Source organism: Nocardioides sp. Soil_C_8, from assembly GCF_057656315.1.
Genome location: NZ_JBDGKQ010000003.1, coordinates 372,370 through 395,022, shown reverse-complemented (window position 1 = coordinate 395,022; position 22,653 = coordinate 372,370). Strand labels below are relative to the sequence as shown.

The following is a 22,653-nucleotide window of genomic DNA, read 5'->3' as shown; positions in this document are numbered from 1 at the left end:
TCCGCGTTCACTTCCGCTTGCGGAGCCGGGCCAGGCTGCCGAGCACCTTGTGGGCGGCCTCGTCCGAGATGTTCAGCCGGCGCTTGAGCCGGTCGTAGACGTCGAGGACGGTCCGGTCCGCGGCGATCGCGGCCTTCCGGGCCCGCCCCTCCTCGGGACGCGCCTGGTAGTTGGTCGACTTGCGGACCGGCGCGGCCTCCTCGGTGAAGTAGTACATCGCCAGTGACCGGCGCGCCACGTCGGGCGGGCAGGTGAGCCCGTCGGGATGGCCGTGGAACGAGTCGGCCGAGGTGGTGAACACGAGCATCCGGTTGCCGGCTGGTGTCACCGTGGCCTGGCGGGCCGTCATCGCCGGGTCCCACAGCTCGAGCTTGCCGCCCCACTCGTCGCGCCACTCCTCGTTGAGGTAGAGCAGGATGTTGACGCGGCGCGCCCAGTTCTCGTGGGTGTGGTGGGTGGAGAAGTCGGCGTGGATGTTGAGGTGGCCGCCCCGCTTCGTCATGTGGAGGCCGCCCCCGTCCATCGAGTAGTCGGGGATCAGGTTCTCGATGCCGGTGAGCTTCTCGAGGTAGGCCACGAACTCGGGCGAGCAGAACTCCTGCGCCACCGCCTGGAGGCTCGGTGCCCACGTGTCGGTCTGGGTGTTGGAGAACTTGGTCTCGTTGACGTGGACGTAGCCTTTCCAGAACTCGTCGTCGATGCCCGGGAACTGGGCCACCGCCTCCTCGAACGCGGGGCGGTGGAGGACGTCGTCGAGGACGATGTGCGGGAACGGTCGGGCCGCGCGGTAGTCCTGCGAGGCGCGGTCCAGGTCGGCGGTCAGGCGCGTCATGTCGACGAGCTGAAGGGCGGTCTCCATGGCGCGCATCATGCCACCAGCCGCCGCCTCCGGGAGGCGTACCACGGACTCTTCCCAGCGTTCCTGCGCAAATGCTACTGGCGGGTTACACTCGGCCGGTTCATGAGGCGCTCGTCACTGTGGGGGCGCCGCCGGGCGCTCTGGAGGGAGAGCCGTGATGTCAGGTGTCGAGGGCGGGACGACCGCACCCACCACCGCCGACCGGGCACCCCGGGTGGGTGTCCTGGTGGTCGCCTACAACGCTGCTTCCACGCTCGAGCGCACGCTGTCCCGCCTTCCGGAGTCGTTCGCCACGTCGGTCGACCACGTCATGGTCTGCGACGACGCGAGCCAGGACGACACCTACGAGATCGGCATGCGCTTCCGCGACACTGCGAGCTTCCCGGTCACCGTGGTCAAGCACGAGCGCAACCTCGGCTACGGCGGCAACCAGAAGGCCGGCTACCGCTGGGCCATCGAGCACGGCCTCGACGTCGTCGTGCTGCTCCACGGTGACGGCCAGTACGCCCCGGAGTGCATCGAGGACCTGGTCGCGCCGCTGGTGAGCGGTGAGGCCGACGCCGTCTTCGGCTCCCGGATGCTCGACAAGGGCGGCGCCCGGGCCGGAGGCATGCCGGCCTACAAGTTCGTGGGCAACCGCATCCTCACCGGCTTCCAGAACGCCCTGACCGGCCAGCACCTCTCCGAGTGGCACAGCGGCTACCGCGCCTACCGCACCGACTCGCTCAGCGACCTCGACCTGGCGTCGTACTCCGACGGCTTCGACTTCGACACCGAGATCATCCTCGGGCTGGTGCGCGCCGGGAAGCGCATCGTCGAGGTCCCCATCCCCACCTACTACGGCGACGAGATCTGCTACGTCAACGGCATGAAGTACGCCCGCGACGTCACCGCCGACGTGGTGCGGCACTGGGCGAACCACCGCGGCTTCGGCGGCGGCGTCGCGTCCACCGAGACCGACCTCTATGCCCTCAAGGTGACCGGGTCCCATGGAGTCCTGCTCGAGTGGCTCACGCGTCGCGAGCCGTCCCGGGTGCTCGACGCCGGGTGCTTCGACGGCCGCTTCGCCGACCTCGCGCGCGGCCTCGGACACCACGTCACCGGGCTCGACCGCCAGAAGCACGACGGCGTCGCCGAGCGGGTGAGCTCGTTCATCGAGGCCGACCTCAACCAGCCGCTCCCCGCCAGCATCAAGGCCGAGTACGACGTCGTGGTCGCGGGTGACATCCTCGAGCACGTGATGGAGCCGCAGCAGCTCCTCGACGACCTGGTGTCCAAGCTCGTCCCGGGCGGGGAGATCCTCGTCTCGGTGCCGAACTTCGGCCACTGGTACCCCCGCGGCCGCATCGCGATCGGCAAGTTCGACTACGACCAGCGTGGCCCGCTCGACCGCGGTCACGTCCGGTTCTTCACGCGCACGACGATCGAGCGGCTCTTCGCCGAGTCCGGCCTGCGGGTCCTCGAGCACCGGGTGGTCGGCACCCCGTTCGAGTCCGTCGTCGACGGGCCCGAGGCCACCCCGAGCCGTCAGCAGCTGGTGCGGGGGATCTCCCGCGCCGACCGGACCCTGGTGAGGGCGTGGCCGCGACTCTTCGGCTACCAGTTCCTCTACCGCCTGGAGGTGGCGTGACCGATCCCGACCGTCGGCGCCGGGTCATCAGCACGTCCGCAGGACTCACCATCGGTGGCATCGTCCACCTGCTCACCCTCTTCAACGTCTCGCGCGACCTCGATCGCACCGCGACGTCCGGGTTCTTCTCGGGCGTCTACGAGCTGCAGGCTCGCGCCTTCCTCGACGGGCACATCGCGGTGCCCGACGGCAGCATGGCCATCGAGGGCTTCGTCCGCGACGGCACCACCTACATGTACTTCCCGCCCTGGCCCGCGCTCCTGCGCCTGCCCGTGGTCATGACGACCCACGAGTTCGACGGCCGCCTCACGCTGCTGTCGATGGGCCTGGCGTGGATCGTCTTCGTCGTGTGTGCGACCAAGCTGGTCTGGTGGCTGCACGCCCGCATCACCGGTCGGGAGCAGGTCACCCGGGGGGAGGCCTTCCTCGTCGCGACGTTCCTCGCCGCTGCCGCCGGCGGCACCTTCATGACGTACGACGCCTCGCTGCCCTGGGTCTACCACGAGGTCTACGCGTGGGCGATCGCCGCCGCGCTCGGCGCCCTCTACTGGCTCCTGCGCGTCCTGACGGCGCCGGACTGGCACGCGATCCGCTGGCTCGGCGCCTTCTGCTTCGTGGCCATCGCGACCCGGGCGACGGCCGGCTGGGCGCTCTGCCTCACGGTCATCGCCGTGGCGCTCTGGTTCGCGGTGCGGCGATCGACCCCCGAGCGACGGAGGCTGTGGTGGGGAGTCCTGCTCGCGGGCGTGGTCCCGCTCGCACTCTCCATCGCCTACAACCTGCACAAGTTCGACCACGTCTACATGTTCCCGCTGCAGGACCAGATCTGGACCCAGGTCAACGCCCACCGTCGCGCCGCCCTCGAGGCCAACGGTGGCGCGATCACCGGTCTGCAGTTCTTCCCCACCGCGTTCCACGCCTACCTGTGGCCCACCGGCATCCGCTTCGTGGACTACTTCCCGTGGATCACCCTCCCCGCCCGCCCGCCCGAGGCACTGGCCGGCGCCTTCGTCGACCAGGCCTACCGCACCGGCAGCGCGACCGCCTTCATGCCCCTGTTCATGCTGCTGCAGGTCGTCTCGGCCGTCGTGGTCTTCTCGCCCTGGGCGCCGCCGCGCACCCGGGTGCTGCGGGTGCCGATGCTGGCGTCGGTCCTCATCACCGGCGCCGTGATGGCCTACGGCTACTTCGCCGCACGCTACGCCAGCGAGTTCGTGCCCGCTCTCGTCCTCGGCGGCGCGATCGGCACGATCCTCCTGGCCCAGGCCCTGCACGGGAGGCGGGCCCTCCCCCTCGTCGCGGGTGTGGCCGCGGCGCTGGCGGCCTTCTCCATGGCCGCCCAGCTGTCCACCGGCCTCTACATGGCCGCCGTGCATGCGCGCGGTCCGCAGCTGGAGCGCTTCATCGGGTGGCAGCAGAGTGCCAGCCCGGCGGCGCAGGCCGGGCTCGTCACGCACTCGGACTCCCTCGCCGACGACGGCGTGACCGACGAGCTCCGCATCGCCGGCGACTGCGACGCCCTCTACCTCAACACCGGCGACGCCTACGAGCCCTGGACCACCGTGCAGGCGCGTGGTGAGGCGGCCAGGATCCGTCCGGACGGGAGGCTCCGTCCGGGGCGCGTGCCGCTCTTCCGGATCAGCGGCACGGCCGACACCGCCCTGCTGGAGGTCACCAAGGACCGTGACATGCGCTTCGTCCTCGTGGGCAGCGACGGCGAGTACGGCGCGAACACCTTCGACTTCCCGCCCAACGGGTACGCCGACCTCAACCTCCGCAACCTGACGCAGTACGGCTTCTACGAGATCACCGCCAAGCCGTCGGGCCCCGTCGGCTTCCTCCGTTCCACGCGGACCGACGACGACTGGCACACCACCCCGGCACCGCTCGAGTGGCTGGGCGACCCGGAGGAAGCCGCCGAGGTGGGGGTGAGGATCGAGCACCTCAGGGGACTCGACATGCCGCTGTGCGAACAGCTCGACGAGGCCGCTGCAGCGGTCGGCCGGGGCTGACGGTGCACGTCGCCTTCCTGACCTGGCGCGACACCACGCACCCCGACGGCGGGGGCTCGGAGGTGTTCGTCGAGTCGGTCGGCCGCGAGCTCGCGGCGCGTGGCCACCGGGTGACGCTGCTCTGTGCCCGCCACCCCGGGGCGCCGCGGCACGAGGAGCGTGACGGCGTACGACTCCGGCGGACCGGCGGGCGCCTGACCGTCTACCCGCGCGGCCTGGCCTGGCTCCTGCGGCACCGCCGGGACGTGGACGTGGTGGTCGACGTCGTCAACGGCCTGCCGTTCGGGTCCCCCCTCGTACGCCGTCGGGGCGTCGTCGCGCTGGTCCACCACGTCCACGCCGAGCAGTGGCGCATCATCTACCCCGGCCTCGCGGGACGGGTGGGCTGGTTCGTCGAGAGCCGGGTGGTCCCGGTGCTCTACCGCAGGCGCCCCGTGCTGACGGTCTCCGACGCGTCGGCCCGCGACCTGGCCGCGATCGGTGTCGACCCCGCCGCCATCACGGTCGTCCGCAACGGCCTGGCCGCCGCACCACCGCCGCTCCGCGTCGAGCGGCCGGGCGCGCCGCGGCTGGTGGTCCTGTCGCGGCTCGTGCCGCACAAGCAGATCGAGCACGCGCTCACCGTGGTGCAGCGGCTCGCGGCCGAGCTCCCCGACCTGCGCCTGGACGTGGTGGGAGACGGCTGGTGGCGGGACCCGCTGGTCGAGGCTGCCGCCGACCTCGGCGTCACCGACCGGGTGACCTTCCACGGCCACGTCAGCGACGCCCGCCGCGACGAGCTCGTGGCGCGGGCCCACGTCATGCTGATGCCGTCGGTCAAGGAGGGCTGGTGCCTCGCGGTCACCGAGGCCGGCGCGCAGGGCACCCCGAGCGTCGCCTACTCCCGCGCCGGCGGGGTCACCGAGTCGATCCGCGACGGGGTGACGGGACGACTGGTGGAGGATCTCGACGACATGGTCGCCGTGGTCCGTGAGCTGCTCCTGGACTCCGGACGGAGGACCGAGATGGGCGCAGCCGCGCACGCGATGGCGCAGACCCTCACGTGGTCCTCGTGCGCCACCAGGGTCGAGCAGGTGCTCCGGTCGACCGGAGCCCGGTGACGTCAGTCGCCGTAGACGAGGACTTCCTGGCTGGCCGGGTTGGTCTCGGGCGCCTGGGTCTGGCTGTAGACCAGACCACCGAGGACGCCACCCGCGAGGAGTGCACCGACGGCTGCAGGAAGGACGATGCCGGTGAGGATCCCACCCGCCGACGAACCTGCGTTGACCGTGTTGCTCACTGACGTCTCCCTCTGACGAAGTTACCGGTCGTTAGGCTACATGACCTGCGCCCCCGCGTCTCGATGTCGACGCGCCCGGATCCGCGCGCCGGCTGCGACGAGGACGGCCGCGGCCGCGACCAGCAGCGCCAGCAGGTGCGCGCCGCGCACGACGAGCGCGCGGGCGCCGTCACCGTCGTCGCCCCCCACGAACGCGCCGGGCACCCGGTAGAGCGCGACGTGGTCGCCGTCGACCACCTGCTCCAGCCCGGTCGTGTCGACGAGCGGGGCGTCCGGGTCGTCCGGGTAGAGCACGACCCACTGGACGCCCAGCGGCGCGAGATCGGCAGGCGTGCCGCTGTCCAGGACGGCACCGATGTCGGCGGCCAGCCGGCTCTCCCCCGGCACCAGGACGGGGCCCACCTGCAGGGAGTCGCTCACCACGACGTCGGCATCCGCCATGCGGGTGAGCGGATCCGATGAGGTCTGCCCGGCGCGGGCCCACGCGAACGAGCGGTACGAGCGCCACGGCAGCGTCACCACCGTGCCCTCCTCGCCCGACAACCGGGCCGCGACCTCCTCGAGGTCGGCGGGGATCTCCACCGGCCTCACCGTCGGCCACGTCTCGGTGGTCGCGTCCGGGAGGAGGAGCACGGGAGCGAGCACGAGCACCAGGGCCGCCAGCGGGGCGACGTCGCTGCCCGCCGCCCGCCGGACGACCCGCGCGGCGCAGGCGCCTGCGCTCGCGGACACCAGCACGACAGCCGGCGCCAGCAGCTTCTGGGTGTCCCGGAGCAGGCCGGCGCCCGGGACCGACTCGACCAGCACCGTCAGCGCGTGCGCGCCCCACGGCGTCGCAGCCAAGAGGGCGACCGCGGCACCCGTCGCAGCCAGCGCGCACCAGCGGTACGTGTCACCCGAGCCCCAGGCTCGCCGCAGGACGGGCAGGCCGAGGACCAGGACCAGCACGACGAGGACGGCCGCCGCGACCGCGAGCCACGTTGTCCGCGAGGCCGGTTCGGAGCGGGCATCCCAGATCCCCCCGAGCCCGAGGAGGGCTACGACTGGCCCGAACCCGGACTCGGTGTCGGGCGCGAAGGCGGTCACGCCGGAGGCGTCGGACACGGCGCCCGCCGGCCCGGTCACAGCTGCCAGGACCCACGGAGCCTGGAGCAGCCCGCCGGCGAGCACCAGCGCAGCGAGTCGTCGTACGTGCGGGGTCGCCGCGGCGACCAGCCCGGCCAGCGCGAGCAGGCCCCCCGTGGGCGTCAGCGACGCGAGCGCCGTCCACGCCACCGCTGCCGCCAGGTCGCCCGCACGACCCTCGCGGCGGTAGCGCATCGCGGCGCACACCAGCCACGGGAGGGCGGCGCAGCCGAGCAGCAGCGCCCACTGCCCGAGGGCGAGACGCTCCACGACGTAGGCGTTCCACACCGCGAAGCCCGAGGCGGCCAGCTGGGCCGTGCGTCCGAGGGGCGACACCATTCTGGCGACGCCCCAGCCGAGGAGCACGAGGGTGAGGAGCAGCGCGACCCGGGCCAGCACTCCCCCGTCGACGACATGGGTGAGCGTGGCGACGACGGAGTCCAGGGGCACCGCCCGCGGCGCCACGTCACCCAGCCCCCACGTCGCGTCGGTGAACGGCTGGCGCGGGACGAACACCAGGTCGCGCGCCAGCGGGTGCCCGGGCCGGGTGAGCAGCGGGAGCAGCAGGACGGCGGCGAGCAGCACGGGCCACCCGATGACCACCCAGTCCTGCCACTGCCGACGGCTCGGCGTCGTCCTGGGCGTCGGCACCACCGCGCCACCCTATGCTGTCCCGGTGCCGGACCGGACCGAACGCGCTCGCGACTTCGAGGCGGTCTGGGCCATCGCCCGTGACATCGACGGATGGATGACCGAGGACCAGGCGCGCGTCCTCCACGACGCCGCCCGCGCGGTGGCTCCCGACCGTGTCGTGGAGGTCGGCAGCCACCTCGGTCGCTCGACGGTCGTCCTGGCGGGCGCCGGGGCAGCGGTCACCGCGATCGACCCGTTCCCCGACGACTGGCGCTACGGCCGTCCCGACACCGAGCACCGCTTCCGCGCGCACCTCGCACTGGCCGGTGTCACCGACCGGGTCGATGTCCGCGTCGCCACGAGCCGCGCGGTCCGGGACGCGTGGACGGAGCCCGTCCGACTGGTCTACGTCGACGGGAAGCACGACGTGTGGTCGTGCCTCGACGACATGAGTTGGAGCCGCTTCCTGGAGCCGGGCGACACGCTCCTCGTGCACGACGCGTTCTCGTCCGTGGGCGTGACGCTCGCGGTGCTGCGCGACGCTGCACTGGGAGGCAGGCACCGCTATCTCGGCCGCACCGGTTCGCTCGCCCGCTTCGAGGTGCGGCGGCCCGGCTCACGCGATCGCGCGCGAGTCCTCGGGGAGCTGCCGTGGTTCGCGCGCAACCTGCTCGTCAAGGTGCTCCTGCGGCTTCGTGCCCGACGGGCGGCCCGCCTGTTGGGGCACGACGACGTCGCCGACCCGTACTGAGCGTCGGCGCCGTCGATCCGCCGGCTCCGCACGGGACGCCTTATGGTGTGCCGCATGTCCACTCGAGCTCGCGACGGGTCGCCGACGGCGGTCAGCCGGCGGAGCGGCGTCAGAACCTTCCTGACAGGCAGTGGGCAGATCGCCGTCGCGATGATGGTGATGAACGTCGCGACCTACGGCTTCACGATGGCCGCGGCCCGGATCATCGGTCCCGTCCCGTACGGCGCCTACTTCGCGCTGATGAACCTCATGATGATCGTCAGCGTCGTCATGCTCGGACTGCAGGCCACGGCCGCCCGTCGCATCAGCGCGGATCCGACACACGTCGGACAGATCGAGAGCCAAATGCTTCGCGTCTCGCTGCGCGCGTCACTCCTCGTGGGCGCAGTGCTGCTCCTGGGCGCGCCGCTGATCAACCACGTGCTGGACCTCGACAGCCTCCCCACCGCGCTGCTCGCTGCCGTCGCCGCCGTACCCATGACCATGACCGGTGCGCAGATGGGCATCCTGCAGGGCGAGCGGCGGTGGCGCGAGCTCGCCGTCATGTACGCCCTCACCGGCGTCTCCCGGCTGGTCATGGGCCTCGCCCTGGTCCTGTGGCAGCCCACCGAGTTCATGGCGTTCCTGGGCGTCACCCTCGGCTTCTACGCACCCTTCCTCTACGGGCTCGCGGTGCTGCGCCAGCCCCGGGAGGCCGGTGAGTCGCACGAACGACACGGGTTCCTGCCGATCATCAAGGAAGCCGTCGTCAACTCCCAGGCACTCTTCGCGTACTTCGCGCTCACGAACATCGACATGCTGGTCGGGCGATCGATCCTGGACTCGCACGACTCGGGGCTGTACGCCGCCGGGCTGATCGTGTCGCGCGCGGTGATGTTCCTGCCCCAGTTCGTCGTGGTCGTGGCGTTCCCGTCGATGGCGAACAGCGCGAACCCCGCTCGCGCGCTCCTCAACAGCATGGCCCTCATCGGTGGCCTCGGCGGCGCGTGCGTCCTGGTCACCGCGGCGCTGCCGGACCTCGCACTGGTCTTCGCCGGCGGTCGCGAGTACGACGAGGTCGGCGACCTGCTGTGGGTCTTCGCGCTGCTCGGGACCTGCATGGCGATCCTGCAGCTGCTCGTCTACTCGGTGCTCGCCCGTCAGGGCATCCTGTCCATGCTGCTCGTCTGGGTCGCTCTGGGAGTCGTCGTGGTCGTGGCGGCGACGTCGGTGTCGAGCGTGCCGGGCCTGCTGGCGGTCGTGCTGACGGTGGAGCTGGTGCTCCTTGCCGTGCTGCTGCCCATCAGCCTGGTCAAGCTGCGGGAGCGCTCGACCGCTCAGTGAGCCGCGTCGTGCCAGCTGCGGCCGGTGCCGATGGAGACGTCGAGGGGGACGGTGAGGTCGGCCGCCCCGCCCATCTCGGTGCGGACGATCTCGGCGAGCGCGTCGTGCTCCCCCGGCGCCACCTCGAGCACGAGCTCGTCGTGCACCTGGAGCAGCATCCGCGAGCGGAGGTCGTGCTCGGCCAGCGCGCGCTCGACGCCCAGCATCGCCACCTTGACGAGGTCGGCCGCCGAGCCCTGGATGGGCGCATTGAGCGCCATCCGCTCGGCCGTCTCGCGACGCTGCCGGTTGTCGCTGGTGAGGTCGGGGAGGTAGCGGCGACGCCCCAGGATGGTCTCGGTGAAGCCCGAGCGCCGTGCCTCGTCGACGATGCCGCCGAGGTAGTCGCGGACGCCTCCGAAGGTCTCGAAGTACTCGTCCATGAGGCCCTTGGCCTCCGAGGTCGAAATGCGCAGCTGCTGGGACAGGCCGAAGGCGGAGAGGCCGTAGGCGAGGCCGTAGTTCATCGCCTTGATCTTGGCGCGCTGCTCGACGCTGACGTCCTCGGCGGCGACGCCGAAGACGCGGGCCGCGGTGATGGAGTGGAAGTCCTGGCCGGACCGGAACGCCTCGATGAGCAGCGCGTCCTCGGACAGGTGGGCCATGATCCGCATCTCGATCTGGCTGTAGTCGGCCGTCATCAGCGACTCGCCGGCCTCGCCGACGACGAAGCCCTCGCGGATGCGACGACCGGCCTCGGTGCGGATCGGGATGTTCTGGAGGTTCGGGTCGGTGCTCGAGAGCCGGCCGGTGGCCGCGATGATCTGGTTGTAGGTGGTGTGGATCCGGCCGTCGGAGGCGACGGTCTTGAGCAGGCCCTCGACGGTCTGGCGCAGGCGGATCACGTCGCGGTGGCGGAGCAGGTGCTGCAGGAACGGGTGCTCGGTCTTCTCGAACAGCTGCTGCAGGGCGTCGGCATCGGTGGTGTAGCCGGTCTTGGTGCGCTTGGTCTTGGGCATGTCGAGCTCGTCGAAGAGCACCACCTGGAGCTGCTTGGGCGAGCCGAGGTTGATCTCCTTGCCGATGACGTCGTAGGCGTCGGTCGCGGCGGCGCGCACCTGGTCGCTGAACTCCGACTCGAGGCCCTCGAGGTAGTCGGTGTCGACGGCGATGCCCACCTGCTCCATCCGGGCCAGGGTGGCGATGAGGGGGAGCTCCACCTCGCGCAGGAGGCGGGTGCCGCCGTGCTCCTCGACCGCGTCGTCGAGCGCGTCGGCCAGGTCGAGGACCGCGCGGGCGGTCAGCATGGCGGTGTCGCTGGCCGTGGTGTCGTCCATCGCGTCGAAGCTGAGCTGGTCGGCGTCGACGGAGTCCTGACGGAGCTCGCGCTTGAGGTAGCGCAGGGTCAGGTCGGCGAGGTCGTAGGACCGCTGGTCGGGCTGGACGAGGTAGGCCGCCAGGGCGGTGTCGACCTCGAGCCCGGCGAGGTCCCAGCCGCGCGCCGCCAGCGCCAGTCTCGGCCCCTTGGCGTCGTGGATCGCCTTCGGTCGCTCCGGGTCGGCCAGCCACGCCGCGACGGCTGCGTCGTCGTCGGCGCCGATCTCCGTCACGTCGATCCAGGCCGCCTGCCCCTCGCGGGTCGCCACCGCCACGGAGAGCACCTCGCCCGTGCCGGCCCGCCAGCTGCCCTGGACGGCCACACCGACCCGCGTCCCGGCGTGTGCGTGCTCGTCGAGCCATGATCCGGCCTCACCGGCGCCCAGGCGGCGGCCGTCGAGCTCGAATCCGGCCTCGGCCTCGGCGGTGTCGGCGGGATCCGGGTCGATCGTGTCGAGCAGCCGCGTGCGCAGCTCGCCCCGGAACTCGAGCTCGTCGAGGAGCTCGAGGCCGGCGGTGCGGTCCCACGGCTGCCGGGCGAGGCCGTCGGGACGCACCGGCAGCGTGAGGTCGCGCACCAGCGCGTTGAGCTGGCGGTTGCGGATGACGTCGCCGAGATGGGCGCGCAGTGCCTCGCCCTTCTTGCCGGTGATCTCGTCGGCGCGGGCGATGACGTTGTCGAGGCCGTCGAACTGGTTGATCCACTTCGCGGCGTAGCCCTGGCCGACGCCCGGGACGCCGGGCAGGTTGTCGGACGTCTCTCCCACGATGGCGGCGAGCTCGGGGTAGCGGTGCGGCGGGACGCCGTACTTCTCCTCCACCGCCGCCGGCGTGAGCCGCGCCAGCTCACTGACGCCGCGCATCGTGTAGAGGACGGTCGAGTCGTCGGTGACGAGCTGGATCGAGTCGCGGTCGCCGGTCATGATCAGCACCTGCATGCCCTCGCCCAGGGCCTGGGTCGCCAGCGTCGCGATGATGTCGTCGGCCTCGTAGCCCTCCATCGACAGGTGCTGGATGTGGAGCGCGTCGAGCACCCGCCGGATCAGCGGCAGCTGGCTGCCGAACTCGTCCGGCGTCTTGTTGCGCTTGGCCTTGTAGTCGCTGTACTGCTCGAGCCGGAAGGTCTGGCGGGACTTGTCGAAGGCGACCGCGACGTGCGTGGGCTGCTCGTCGCGCAGCACGTTGACGAGCATCGAGGTGAAGCCGTAGACGGCATTGGTGTGCTGGCCGGACGCGGTCGCGAAGTTCTCCACCGGGAGGGCGAAGAACGCCCGGTAGGCCAGGGAGTGGCCGTCCAGCAGGAGGAGGCGGGGGCGGGTCGTCTCGCTCGTCTCAGGCACCCGCCGACTCTATCGGCCGCCACCGACAGCAGAATGACCGCATGAACGAGACACCTGCGTCCCCGCCCACGTCGCTGGCCGACCTGAGCGTCGAGGAGCTCATCGCCTTCCTCCCGCAGGGCAACGGGCGCCTCAACGACAAGATGGGCGTGCAGCTGGTGGAGGTCTCCGCGGAGCGGGTCGTGGCGACCATGCCCGTGGAGGGCAACACCCAGCCCTTCGGCCTGCTGCACGGCGGCGCGTCGGTCGTGCTGGCCGAGACCCTCGGCTCCATCGGGTCCGCCATCCATGCCTACCCGGCGAAGATCGCGGTCGGGGTCGACATCAACGCCACCCACCACCGCGCCGCCACGTCGGGCCTGGTCACGGGCGTCGCCACCGCCATCCACCTCGGCCGGTCGTCGACGTCGTACGAGATCGTGATCACCGACGACCAGGACCGCCGGGTCTGCACCTCGCGCATCACCTGCGCGCTGCTGGACGCCCCCAGCTGACGCAGGCCCTGACGTCCGGGCTCAGCCCGGGACGCGCTCGCGACGGATCCGACGGGCCGCGAGGACCCGGTCGATCCGCTGCCGGCTGGTCGCCGCCGGCGTGGCCTGGCGCGACTGCGGGAGGCGGGCACGCACGGCGCTGGTGGTGGCGGCCCGCAGCGTCGCCTGCGGGGTGAACGACAGCCGAGCCATGAAGCGGTTGGCGTCGCGCGCCTCGGCCGCCGCCGCGGTCTGGACGTGGCTGATGCCGTGCTGCTCGGCGAACCGGCAGGCGGCCTCCATGAGCGCGCTGCCGACCCCCTTGCGGCGGAACCGGGTGAACACGTGCGGCGAGACCGCGAGGACGGCCCGTTCGAGGTTGAGCGGCGTGAACGTCGTCGCCTCGAGGTACACGCCCCCCGCGACCTCGCCGTCGACCTCGGCCACGACCACGCACTGGTCCTCGCGCGCGTCGGCGGCGGCCACGATCCCCGCCACGTCGGCGAGCTGCTCGTCGAGCGCACCCCGACGCAGGATGGCGCTCCACAGCTCACGCAGGGCAGGGACGTCCGTGGCCTCTGCCACGCGTACGGTCACCGGCGTCCGACTCATCGACACACCACTTCCTCGAGCACCCACCGTGGCCCCCTGCCGCCTGTCGCGGCACCACGCCGGGACGAACCCTATCCCCGTTGGCGGGATCAGGCTACGCCGAGGTAGGCCTCACGCACCGTCGGGTCGTCGAGGAGCTCGGCGCCCGTGCCGGTCTTGACGATGTTGCCGGTCTCCAGCACGTAGGCCCGGTCGCTGCGCGAGAGGGCCTGCTTGGCGTTCTGCTCCACCACCAGGATCGTGGTGCCCTGCTGGGAGATCTCGGTGATGATGTCGAAGATCTGCTGGATCAGCATCGGCGCGAGGCCCATCGACGGCTCGTCGAGCATCAGCAGCTTGGGACGCGACATGAGGGCGCGGCCGATGGCGAGCATCTGCTGCTCACCGCCCGACATGGTGCCGGCGACCTGCTTCTTGCGCTCCTGCAGGCGCGGGAAGAGGCCGAAGACCCGGTCGTAGTCCTCGTCGATGGCCGCCTTGTCCTTGCGGGTGTAGGCGCCCATGTTGAGGTTCTCGGTGACCGTCATGCCGGGGAAGATGCCGCGGCCCTCGGGGCACAGCACGAGCCCCTTGCGCAGGCGCTGGTCGGCCCGCATCTTGGTGACGTCCTGGCCGTCGAAGACGACGGATCCCGCCGACAGCCCGCGGACCCCGGACAGGGCGCGCATCGTCGACGTCTTGCCGGCGCCGTTGGCACCGATGAGGGACACGATCTCGCCCTCACTGACCGTCACGGTGATCCCGTGGAGGGCCTGGATCTTGCCGTAGTTCAGCACGGCGTCCTTCATCTCAAGCAGCATCGTCAGGCTCTCCCAGGTAGGCGGCGATGACCTTCGGGTTGCGGGCGACTTCCTCAGGAGTGCCCTCGGCGATCTTCTGGCCGAACTCGAGCACGATGATCCGGTCGGTGACGCCGAGGACCAGCTTCATGTCGTGCTCGATGACCAGGACCGTGTGACCGAGGTCGCGGATGCGGCGGATGAGGCCCATGAGGTCCTCCTTCTCCGCGGGGTTGAAGCCGGCAGCCGGCTCGTCGAGACAGATCAGCTCCGGCTCCGTGGCGAGCGCGCGAGCGATCTCGAGGCGCCGCTGATAGCCGTAGGGCAGGTTGCGCGCGACCTCGTGGGCCCGGTCGGCGATGCCGACGAAGCGCAGCAGCTCCATCGAGCGACGTCGACCGGCTCGCTCCTCCAACGTGTGGCGGCTGATGCCGAACACCTTGGCGAAGCTGCGGCGGATGCCGCTCGCCGGCAGCTCCTCCTCGGAGGGACGGACCCGGTAGGCACGGAACAGCACCCCGAGCACGCTCGTCCTGTGCCGGGCGTCGCACCCGACCATGACGTTCTCCAGGGCCGACATCTCCGGGAAGAGCCGGATGTTCTGGAAGGTGCGTGCGATGCCGAGGTGGTTGATCTTGTGCGGCTTGGTGCCCGCGATCTCCTGACCCTTGAAGCGGATCGTCCCCTCGGTCGGCGTGTAGACACCGGTCATCGCGTTGAAGCACGTGGTCTTCCCGGCGCCGTTGGGGCCGATCAGTCCCAGGATCTCGCCCCGGCGGATCTCGAAGTCGACGTCGTTCAGCGCCACCACGCCGCCGAAGCGGAGCGTGACGTGGTCGACCTCGAGCAGGACGTCGCCCTCGGCGCCCGAGGCCTCGATGGCGATCTGGTCGTGGTCCGAGGTGTCCTTGAGCTCCTCGACGACCTCGGTGTTGTGCTCAGACATCTGCGGCAGCCTCCTGGGCCTCGTGTCGTCGGTCTTCGATCTCTGCGGCGCGCCGCCTGCTCGGCACCAGGCCCTGCGGCCGCAGCACCATCACCAGCACCAGCGCCAGCCCGAAGGCGAAGGGACGCCACTCCTGGAGCTCGCGGAAGCGCTCGGGGAGGTAGGTCAGCAGGAAGGCACCGATGAGGACGCCGACGATGTTGCCCGAGCCACCGATGACCACCATGGCCACGAAGAGGAACGACAGGTTGAGCATGAACGCGTTGGGCTCGACGTACTGCTGCTTGGAGCCGAACAGGAGCCCGGCGAGTCCACCGACGGATGCACCGATGGCGAAGGCCCACAGCTTGAACTTGAACCCGGCGACACCCATGACCGCCGCCGCGTCCTCGTCCTCGCGGATGGCCAGCCAGGCACGACCGACACGGCTGTGCTCCAGGCGGCTGGCCAGCCAGACGATGATGATGAGGACGACGAGCGCCAGCCAGTACCAGCGCTCGGCGTCGATGGTGTTGAAGAACGACCGTCCGTCGATCTCCGGGCCGGGCGGCACGGGGACCTGGGTGATGCCCGCGGCACCGCCCGTGACGTTGTCCAGGTTGCGCGCGGTGATGCGGATGATCTCGCCGAATCCGAGCGTGACGATCGCGAGGTAGTCGCCTCGCAGCCGCAGCGTCGGAGCGCCGAGGATCACACCCGCGGTGAGCGACATCGCAATCGCGATGGGGATGCACATGGCGAACGGGACGGCCCACTCCTCGGACAGCCCGAACCGCGACTGCAGCGAGGCGACGACCGGCGACGAGGGCGACCCGAACAGGGCCACGGAGTAGGCGCCGAGGGCGTAGAAGCCGACGTAGCCGAGGTCGAGCAGCCCGGCGAACCCGATCACGACGTTGAGCCCGACGGCCGCGATCATGTAGACGACGATGAGGAACAGCACGCTCGACCAGTCGGAGCCCGTCGGGTTCAGGTCGGTGCGGATGTAGGCGAACGGCAGGATGTTGAGGAAGGGCAGGTAGAACGCGAACGCGATCACCAGCAGCAGGCCGAGGGAGCGCACCCACTTCGGGGCGCGGTCCCAGCGGTTGCCGAGCTGGAGCCCGCGGTAGGAGTCGAGGATCTGGCTCATGCGCGTGCCTTTCCGAGGGACTCACCGAGCAGTCCGGTGGGCCGGAACATCAGGACCAGGACGAGGACGATGAAGGCGGTGACGTCGGTCCAGCTGGAGTCCCAGACCTGGGAGGCGTACACCTCGACCACGCCGAGCAGCAGGCCACCGACCAGCGCACCGCGCAGATTGCCGATGCCGCCGAGGACGGCGGCGGTGAACGCCTTGATCCCGATAATGAAGCCGATGTCGAACTTCGTGATGTCGTACTGGACGGTGAACAGGAGGGCGGCGACACCGGCCATCGCGCCACCGAGCACGAAGACGAGCATGATCACGCGCTCCTGGTTGACGCCCATGAGGGAGGCGGTGTCGGGGTCCTGCGCCACGGCGCGGACGCCGCGGCCGAGGCGGCTCTTGTTCACGAACGTGTCGAGGGCGACCATCATGACGATGGCGCCGATGATGATCAGCAGCCGGGTGTTGGTGACGGGCAGGTCGATCCCCGGGATGGTGAAGGCGACCTTGGTCTCGATCACCGACGGGATGTTGACCGTCACGCGGCCGAAGGGCGGCCCGAAGAACGCCCGGAGCACCTGGCCGAAGGTCTCGACCAGGACGATCGAGCAGCCGATGCCGGTGATGAGGAAGATGAGCGGCGGAGCGCCCTTCTTGCGCAGGGGCCGGTAGGCGATCCGCTCGACGGCGAGCGCGGTGCCGGCCGAGGCGAGCATGGCCGCCAGGAGGGCCAGGAGCGTGGCCGCGACGACCATGCCGATGCCCATCCCGGCCGTGGCTCCGAGGACGGTGTAGACGCCCAGCACGGTCCAGGTGCCCACCATGAACACCTCGGAGTGGGCGAAGTTGATCAGCTTCATCACGCCGTACACCATCGTGTAGCCGAGCGCGACGAGCGCGTAGATGGATCCGCGGGTGATGCCGTCCAATGTGTGACGGTCCAACCCGTTGATCAAGGCGTCGAAGTCCACTCAGGACCCTCCCAGTAGAGCGGCCCGGTCCGGGCCCATGGAGCGGGGGCGGCCGAGTTCCGGCCGCCCCCGCGGTGTCATGCTTGGTGCCTGGATCAGCTCTCGGGCTTGACCTCGACCTCGGGCGTCAGTGTGCCGCCCTCGTTCTTGTAGGCCCAGTAGGAGACCTGCTCGGCGGGGACGTCACCGCTGTCGTCGAAGGCGATGTCCTTGCTCAGGCCCTCACCCTCGTAGTCGTTGACGAACGCCAGGACGTCCTCGCGGGTGCGGGCACCGTCGTCCAGCGCGGCGAGGAAGACGCTCATCGCGTCGTAGCCCTCGGCCGCGTAGGCGCCGGGAGCGCCACCGTAGGCCTCCTCGAAGTCGGCAGCGAAGGTGCTGTCCTCCTCGATCGGGGCGCAGGGGCACATCACGACCGCGCCCTCGCCGGCCGGACCCACGGCGTTGCCGAAGTCGGCACCGTAGAGGCCGTCACCACCGACGAACGGGACGTCGATGCCCGCGTCGCGGATCTGCTTGAGCAGCGGGGCCGCCTCGGCGATGTAGCCGCCGTAGAAGATGGCGTCGGGCTCGGCCGACTCCATCTTGGAGATCGTCGGGGCGAAGTCGGTCTGGCCGACCTGCGTCTTGTCGCGCTGGACCATGGCGTCGCCGAGGGTCTCCTCGACGCGGTCGGCCAGGGGCTCGCCGTAGGCCTCGGAGTTGTCGACGACGAACACCTTGCTGGCGCCGACCTCGTCGGTGAGGTACTTGGCGATCGCGGCGCCCTGGTAGTCGTCGTACGGCACGAGGCGGTGGAACACCTCGACCGGGTCCTCCTGCGTCAGGTCGGTCGCGGTCGCCGACTGCGAGATCATCGGGACGCCGCCGTCCTGGTAGATGCTCTTGGTCGCGCGGGTCTCACCGGAGAAGGCGCCGCCGATGACGCCGATGAACGACTCGTCGCCGGCGATCTGGGTCGCGACCGGCGTGGCCTTGGCCGGGTCGCCCTCGGTGTCGAAGCGCTCGAGGGTCACGTCGCACTCGTCGTTGTCCCACTGCTCGAGCGCCAGCTCGGCGCCGTCCACGGACGGGATGACGATGCTGGCGTTGGCGCCGGACAGCGCGCCCATGGCACCGATCTTGAAGGTGCAGTCGTCGCCACCGCCGCCGCTGTCGCTGCCGCCGCCGGTGTCGGTCGTGCCGCAGGCGCTGAGCGCCAGGCCGGCCACAGCCGTGAACGCGACAGCCTGCCACGTCTTGGATGAGCGGATCATGGATCCCTCCGTAGTTCTCTGGGCTGTCCACCTCGGCAGCCTCGTGGCGGGAACCTAACACCCTGAATGTGGCGCGGGACACGATTGAGCGGCCCGAGTTGCGTGCCGTTGCCGTTTCGTGACCAACCGGTCTGTACCGGAAACGCGTGCGAAACATGCGAGGCGGTTGCGGCCTTGAGGAGACCTTGACGAGCCCGGGTCAGGAGGGGGTGGCTGCCCCGGGGTCGCCGTCGGCGAGCCCGGCGACGCCGTGCTCCACCACGCCGTCGGCGACCTGCTTCATCGAGAGCCGGAGGTCCATCGCGGTCTTCTGGATCCACCGGAAGGCGTCGGGCTCGCTCAGCCCGAGCTTCTCCTGGAGCACGCTCTTGGCCCGGTCGACGGACTTCCGCGTCGCCAGCGACTCCTGGAGGTCGGAGACCTCGCGCTCCAGGACGGTGATCTCTGCGTAGCGGCTGACCGCCATCTCGATCGCTGGCACCAGGTCTCCGCGCTGGAACGGCTTCACGAGGTAGGCCATCGCGCCGGCGTCACGCGCGCGTGCCACGAGGTCGCGCTGGGAGAACGCGGTGAGGATGACGACCGGTGCGATCCGCTCCCCCGCGATCGTCTCTGCCGCCGCGATCCCGTCGAGGACGGGCATCTTGACGTCGAGGATGACGAGGTCGGGCCGGAGCTCGCGCGCCAGCTCGATGGCCCGTCGGCCGTCGCCGGCCTGGCCGACGACGTCGTACCCCTCCTCGCCGAGCATCTCGGCGAGGTCCATGCGGATCAGCGCCTCGTCCTCGGCGATCACGACCCGGCGTACGCCGTCTGCGGGGGTGCTGCTCTCAACGGGCTGCGTCACGACGGCAAGGCTAGTTCGGATAGGGTTCCGACGCCGATTCCGCCCCGGTACTCCAACGGCAGAGAGAGTGGTCTCAAACACCATCCAGTGTGAGTTCGAATCTCACCCGGGGCACCACTACTGCGCCGGCGGTGGGCCAGCCACATTCGTGGCACGTCGAATGTGGCTCCGGCACCACCCGCCGACGACACGACCCCGACGACTCCGCGAGCGGTGGCCCAGCCACATTCCTGGCACGTCGAATGTGGCTCCGGCACCGCCGGAGCCAGGTCAGCGGCTGCGGCGGTAGGCGGGGGTGACCTCGTTGATGGCATCGCCCATGCGGTGGATCCGCAGGGCGTTCGTCGAGCCCGGGATGCCGGGCGGGCTGCCGGCGATGATGACGACGAGGTCACCTTCCTGGACGCGTCCGATGGCGAGGAGCGCCTCGTCGACCTGTCGCACCATCTCGTCGGTGTGCTCGACCTCCCCCGCCTGGAAGGTCTCGACCCCCCAGGTCAGCGCCAGCTGGGAGCGGGTGCGGGCCTCGGGGGTGAAGGCGAGGACGGGAATCGGGCCGCGGTAGCGCGAGAGCCGCTTGGCAGAGTCACCGCTCGTGGTGAAGGCGACGACGTACTTCGCCTCGACACGCTCGGCGACCTCGGCGGCCGCCTTCGCGATGATGCCGCCGCGGGTGTGCGGCTGCCACTCCACCTCCGCCATGTGGCCGAGACCGTGCTCCTCGGTGGACTGGACGATGCGGGCCATGGTCTCGACGGCGACGATGGGGTACTCCCCCACGCTCGTCTCGCCGGACAGCATGACCGCGTCGGCACCGTCGAGGACGGCGTTGGCGACATCGCTGGCCTCGGCTCGCGTCGGCGCGGGCGCGCTGATCATCGACTCGAGCATCTGGGTGGCGACGATGACCGGCTTGGCGTTGCGCCGCGCCTTGTCGATGATGCGCTTCTGGTGGATCGGGACGTCCTCGAGGGGGCACTCCACGCCGAGGTCGCCGCGCGCGACCATGATGCCGTCGAAGGCGTCGACGATCTCGTCGATGTTGTCGAGGGCCTGCGGCTTCTCGATCTTGGCGATGACGGGGACCGAGATCCCCTCCTCGCGCATGATGACGCGTACGTCCTCCGCGTCGGCGGCGTTGCGCACGAAGCTGAGCGCCACGAAGTCGACGCCGAGGTGGAGCGCCCAGCGCAGGTCCTCGGTGTCCTTGTCGGACAGGGCGGGCACCGACACGGCGACGCCGGGCAGGTTGATGCCCTTGTTGTTGGACACCTTGCCGGGCACGACGACCTCGGTCACGACGTCGGTGTCGTCCACCGACGTGACCTTGAGCCGTACCTTGCCGTCGTCGATGAGCAGCGGGTCGCCGGCCTTCACGTCGCCGGGCAGACCCTTGTAGGTCGTGCCGCAGATCTCCGCGGTGCCCTCGACGTCGCGGGTGGTGATGGTGAAGGTGGCGCCGCGCTTGAGCTTGACCGGTCCGTCCGCGAAGGTCTCGAGACGGATCTTCGGGCCCTGCAGGTCGGCGAAGATGCCGATCGCGTGCCCGGACTCGTCGGAGGCCTGCCGGACCAGCCGGTAGACGGCCTCGTGGTCGGCGTACGCCCCGTGGCTCATGTTGAGCCGCGCGACGTCCATGCCGGCCTCGACGAGGGACCGGATCCCCTCGGGGGTGTTCACCGCGGGGCCCAGGGTGCAGACGATCTTTGCTCTACGCACGTGCTTCACCCTATCGGAGATTGGATCGTTCCAAAGACCCCGACCCACGTCGAGCGGTGAGTGAGGCAGGTTTTCTGGCGGAGGAACCTGCCTCACTCACCGCTCGCGGTGGTTCAGACGACCAGCGGGCGCTCGTGCGGCTTGATCGGGGACGGCAGCGTGGTCGAGCCGGTCAGGTGGGCGTCGACCGCAGCGGCCGCGCTGCGACCCTCGGCGATCGCCCAGACGATCAGGGACTGACCCCGCCCCACGTCGCCGGCGACGTAGACGCCGGGCACCGAGGCGGCGTACGACGCGTCACGCTTGACGTTGCCGCGCTCGTCGAGCTCGACGCCGAGCTGGTCGATGAGCCCGGGGCCCTCGGGCCGGGTGCGCTCGGGGCCGGTGAAGCCCATGGCGAGCAGCACCAGCTGCGCCGGGATCTCGCGCTCGGTGCCCTCGACGGGCTGGAACTTCGCGTCGACCTCGACCAGGCGCAGCGCGGAGACCCGGCCGTCGGCGTCGCCGACGAACTCCTGCGTCGACACGGCGTAGACCCGGTCGCCCCCCTCCTCGTGGGCCGAGGAGACGCGGAACGTCATGGGGTACGTCGGCCACGGCTGGCCCGAGGGCCGGTCGTCACCGGGCTGCGGCATGATCTCCAGCTGGGTGATCGAGCGGGCGCCCTGCCGGATCGACGTGCCGAGGCAGTCCGCACCCGTGTCGCCGCCGCCGATGATGACGACGTCCTTGTCGGTGGCCACGATCTGGTCCGACCCGTCGGCGGTCGGGGCCTCGCCCAGCGCCACGCGGTTGGCCTGCGGCAGGAACTCCATGGCCTGGTGGATCCCGCCGAGCTCGCGGCCGGGCACGGGCAGGTCGCGCGCAGCCGTCGCGCCCATGGCGAGCACCACGGCGTCGTAGCGGTCGAGCAGCTTGTCGCCCGTCAGGTCACCGCCGACGTCAACCCCGGCGCGGAACACGGTGCCCTCGCGGCGCATCTGGTCCAGGCGCCGGTCGAGGTGCTTCTTCTCCATCTTGAACTCGGGGATCCCGTAGCGCAGCAGCCCGCCGATCTTGTCGGCGCGCTCGTAGACCGCGACGGTGTGACCGGCGCGCGTCAGCTGCTGGGCGGCCGCGAGGCCCGCCGGGCCCGAGCCGATGACGGCCACGGTCTTGCCCGAGAGCCATTCCGGCGGCTGCGGCCGGACGTAGCCCGAGCCCCAGGCGCGGTCGATGATCGAGACCTCGACGTTCTTGATGGTGACCGGGTCCTGGTTGATGCCCAGCACGCAGGCGGTCTCGCAGGGGGCCGGGCACAGACGACCGGTGAACTCCGGGAAGTTGTTGGTCGCGTGGAGGCGGTCCATCGCCCCGTCCCAGTCGTCGCGCCAGACCAGGTCGTTCCACTCGGGGATGATGTTGCCGAGCGGGCAGCCCTGGTGGCAGAACGGGATGCCGCAGTCCATGCAGCGGCCGGCCTGGGTGTTGATGATCGGCAGCAGCGCGCGGCCGATCCCGTCGGGGTAGACCTCGTCCCAGTCCTGGACGCGCTCGGCGACCTCGCGTCGGGAGGCGACCTCGCGGCCGTGCTTCAGGAAGCCCTTCGGGTCAGCCATGCTGGTTCACCTTCT

Annotated in this window: 19 protein-coding genes and 1 tRNA gene; 7 read left to right on the top strand and 13 right to left on the bottom strand. The window is 70.7% G+C overall.

Going from position 1 to position 22,653, the window contains the following annotated elements; translation table 11 throughout:
• Window positions 1–7: 7 nt before the first annotated feature.
• The gene (locus tag AC3A3L_RS15425; protein WP_487640920.1) at window positions 8–859 is read right to left on the bottom strand and encodes a 2OG-Fe(II) oxygenase; all 852 of its coding nucleotides are present in this window, start codon (window positions 857–859) and stop codon (window positions 8–10) included.
• A gap of 157 nt (window positions 860–1,016) precedes the next feature.
• On the opposite strand from AC3A3L_RS15425, the gene AC3A3L_RS15420 reads away from it, so the two are divergent.
• From AC3A3L_RS15420 to AC3A3L_RS15410, 3 genes are read left to right on the top strand one after another with little or no spacing between them, the layout of a single operon-like run.
• The gene (locus AC3A3L_RS15420) at window positions 1,017–2,489 is read left to right on the top strand and encodes a glycosyltransferase (RefSeq protein ID WP_487640919.1); all 1,473 of its coding nucleotides are present in this window, start codon (window positions 1,017–1,019) and stop codon (window positions 2,487–2,489) included.
• Entirely contained in the window at window positions 2,486–4,501 is a 2,016-nt protein-coding gene (locus AC3A3L_RS15415) for a hypothetical protein (protein WP_487640918.1), read from the top strand. The genes AC3A3L_RS15420 and AC3A3L_RS15415 overlap by 4 nt, the downstream gene beginning before the upstream one ends.
• Before the next feature lie 2 nt (window positions 4,502–4,503).
• Entirely contained in the window at window positions 4,504–5,601 is a 1,098-nt protein-coding gene (locus tag AC3A3L_RS15410) for a glycosyltransferase family 4 protein (RefSeq protein ID WP_487640917.1), read from the top strand.
• 2 nt (window positions 5,602–5,603) lie between these two features.
• Here the strand turns inward: AC3A3L_RS15410 and AC3A3L_RS15405 are convergent, their stop codons facing one another.
• Window positions 5,604–5,780: a hypothetical protein gene (locus AC3A3L_RS15405; protein ID WP_487640916.1), complete on the bottom strand. Its 177-nt coding sequence runs from the start codon at window positions 5,778–5,780 to the stop codon at window positions 5,604–5,606.
• A gap of 36 nt (window positions 5,781–5,816) precedes the next feature.
• On the bottom strand, window positions 5,817–7,556 hold the full coding sequence (locus AC3A3L_RS15400; RefSeq protein ID WP_487640915.1) for an MmpA family trehalose lipid delivery protein: 1,740 nt from the start codon (window positions 7,554–7,556) through the stop codon (window positions 5,817–5,819).
• A gap of 25 nt (window positions 7,557–7,581) precedes the next feature.
• Between AC3A3L_RS15400 and AC3A3L_RS15395 the strand changes: the two genes are divergently transcribed.
• Both AC3A3L_RS15395 and AC3A3L_RS15390 read left to right on the top strand, forming a co-directional pair.
• Window positions 7,582–8,289, top strand: a complete 708-nt coding sequence (locus tag AC3A3L_RS15395) for a class I SAM-dependent methyltransferase (RefSeq protein WP_487640914.1) — start codon at window positions 7,582–7,584, stop codon at window positions 8,287–8,289.
• Window positions 8,290–8,343: 54 nt separating this feature from the next.
• Window positions 8,344–9,612, top strand: coding sequence for a lipopolysaccharide biosynthesis protein (locus AC3A3L_RS15390; RefSeq protein ID WP_487640913.1), 1,269 nt, complete (start codon window positions 8,344–8,346; stop codon window positions 9,610–9,612).
• On the opposite strand, the gene polA is transcribed toward AC3A3L_RS15390, so the two are convergent.
• Window positions 9,606–12,308, bottom strand: a complete 2,703-nt coding sequence (gene polA / locus AC3A3L_RS15385; RefSeq protein ID WP_487640912.1) for a DNA polymerase I — start codon at window positions 12,306–12,308, stop codon at window positions 9,606–9,608. The two genes, AC3A3L_RS15390 and polA, sit on opposite strands and share 7 nt — an antisense overlap.
• 41 nt (window positions 12,309–12,349) lie before the next feature.
• On the opposite strand from polA, the gene AC3A3L_RS15380 reads away from it, so the two are divergent.
• Window positions 12,350–12,802 carry a hotdog fold thioesterase gene (locus tag AC3A3L_RS15380; RefSeq protein WP_487640911.1) on the top strand — a complete coding sequence of 151 codons (453 nt, stop codon included), beginning with the start codon at window positions 12,350–12,352 and terminating at the stop codon, window positions 12,800–12,802.
• A 21-nt stretch (window positions 12,803–12,823) separates the two neighbouring features.
• Here the strand turns inward: AC3A3L_RS15380 and AC3A3L_RS15375 are convergent, their stop codons facing one another.
• The 7 genes from AC3A3L_RS15375 to AC3A3L_RS15345 form a co-directional block, all read right to left on the bottom strand.
• Window positions 12,824–13,366, bottom strand: a complete 543-nt coding sequence (locus AC3A3L_RS15375; RefSeq protein WP_487640910.1) for an N-acetyltransferase family protein — start codon at window positions 13,364–13,366, stop codon at window positions 12,824–12,826.
• Window positions 13,367–13,482: 116 nt separating this feature from the next.
• Window positions 13,483–14,193: an ABC transporter ATP-binding protein gene (locus AC3A3L_RS15370; protein ID WP_487640909.1), complete on the bottom strand. Its 711-nt coding sequence runs from the start codon at window positions 14,191–14,193 to the stop codon at window positions 13,483–13,485.
• The gene (locus AC3A3L_RS15365) at window positions 14,183–15,118 is read right to left on the bottom strand and encodes an ABC transporter ATP-binding protein (protein ID WP_487640908.1); all 936 of its coding nucleotides are present in this window, start codon (window positions 15,116–15,118) and stop codon (window positions 14,183–14,185) included. Before AC3A3L_RS15365 ends, AC3A3L_RS15370 begins: the two co-directional genes overlap by 11 nt.
• Complete coding sequence (locus tag AC3A3L_RS15360; RefSeq protein ID WP_487640907.1) at window positions 15,111–16,250, bottom strand: branched-chain amino acid ABC transporter permease; 1,140 nt, start codon at window positions 16,248–16,250, stop codon at window positions 15,111–15,113. Before AC3A3L_RS15360 ends, AC3A3L_RS15365 begins: the two co-directional genes overlap by 8 nt.
• Window positions 16,247–17,176, bottom strand: a complete 930-nt coding sequence (locus tag AC3A3L_RS15355) for a branched-chain amino acid ABC transporter permease (RefSeq protein WP_487640906.1) — start codon at window positions 17,174–17,176, stop codon at window positions 16,247–16,249. The genes AC3A3L_RS15360 and AC3A3L_RS15355 overlap by 4 nt, the downstream gene beginning before the upstream one ends.
• 137 nt (window positions 17,177–17,313) lie before the next feature.
• A complete protein-coding gene (locus AC3A3L_RS15350; RefSeq protein WP_487640905.1) occupies window positions 17,314–18,474 on the bottom strand; it encodes a branched-chain amino acid ABC transporter substrate-binding protein in 1,161 nt (386 codons plus the stop codon).
• Between the two features lie 199 nt (window positions 18,475–18,673).
• Window positions 18,674–19,240, bottom strand: coding sequence for an ANTAR domain-containing response regulator (locus tag AC3A3L_RS15345; protein ID WP_487641199.1), 567 nt, complete (start codon window positions 19,238–19,240; stop codon window positions 18,674–18,676).
• Window positions 19,241–19,362: 122 nt separating this feature from the next.
• On the opposite strand from AC3A3L_RS15345, the gene AC3A3L_RS15340 reads away from it, so the two are divergent.
• Window positions 19,363–19,438 (top strand) — tRNA-Leu (locus AC3A3L_RS15340).
• A 153-nt stretch (window positions 19,439–19,591) separates the two neighbouring features.
• On the opposite strand, the gene pyk is transcribed toward AC3A3L_RS15340, so the two are convergent.
• A complete protein-coding gene (gene pyk, locus AC3A3L_RS15335; RefSeq protein ID WP_487640904.1) occupies window positions 19,592–21,040 on the bottom strand; it encodes a pyruvate kinase in 1,449 nt (482 codons plus the stop codon).
• A gap of 113 nt (window positions 21,041–21,153) precedes the next feature.
• Window positions 21,154–22,638, bottom strand: coding sequence for a glutamate synthase subunit beta (locus tag AC3A3L_RS15330; protein WP_487640903.1), 1,485 nt, complete (start codon window positions 22,636–22,638; stop codon window positions 21,154–21,156).
• Between the last annotated feature and the right edge of the window lie 15 nt (window positions 22,639–22,653).

What these genes read in the sequence shown, in the direction of transcription:
- AC3A3L_RS15425 (WP_487640920.1), bottom strand. Translation starts at nt 859, where the DNA reads ATGGAGACCGCCCTTCAGCTCGTCGACATGACGCGCCTGACCGCCGAC.
- AC3A3L_RS15420 (WP_487640919.1), top strand. Translation starts at nt 1,017, where the DNA reads ATGTCAGGTGTCGAGGGCGGGACGACCGCACCCACCACCGCCGACCGG.
- AC3A3L_RS15390 (WP_487640913.1), top strand. Translation starts at nt 8,344, where the DNA reads ATGTCCACTCGAGCTCGCGACGGGTCGCCGACGGCGGTCAGCCGGCGG.
- AC3A3L_RS15380 (WP_487640911.1), top strand. Translation starts at nt 12,350, where the DNA reads ATGAACGAGACACCTGCGTCCCCGCCCACGTCGCTGGCCGACCTGAGC.
- AC3A3L_RS15370 (WP_487640909.1), bottom strand. Translation starts at nt 14,193, where the DNA reads ATGCTGCTTGAGATGAAGGACGCCGTGCTGAACTACGGCAAGATCCAG.
- AC3A3L_RS15365 (WP_487640908.1), bottom strand. Translation starts at nt 15,118, where the DNA reads ATGTCTGAGCACAACACCGAGGTCGTCGAGGAGCTCAAGGACACCTCG.
- AC3A3L_RS15360 (WP_487640907.1), bottom strand. Translation starts at nt 16,250, where the DNA reads ATGAGCCAGATCCTCGACTCCTACCGCGGGCTCCAGCTCGGCAACCGC.
- AC3A3L_RS15350 (WP_487640905.1), bottom strand. Translation starts at nt 18,474, where the DNA reads ATGATCCGCTCATCCAAGACGTGGCAGGCTGTCGCGTTCACGGCTGTG.
- AC3A3L_RS15345 (WP_487641199.1), bottom strand. Translation starts at nt 19,240, where the DNA reads ATGGACCTCGCCGAGATGCTCGGCGAGGAGGGGTACGACGTCGTCGGC.
- AC3A3L_RS15330 (WP_487640903.1), bottom strand. Translation starts at nt 22,638, where the DNA reads ATGGCTGACCCGAAGGGCTTCCTGAAGCACGGCCGCGAGGTCGCCTCC.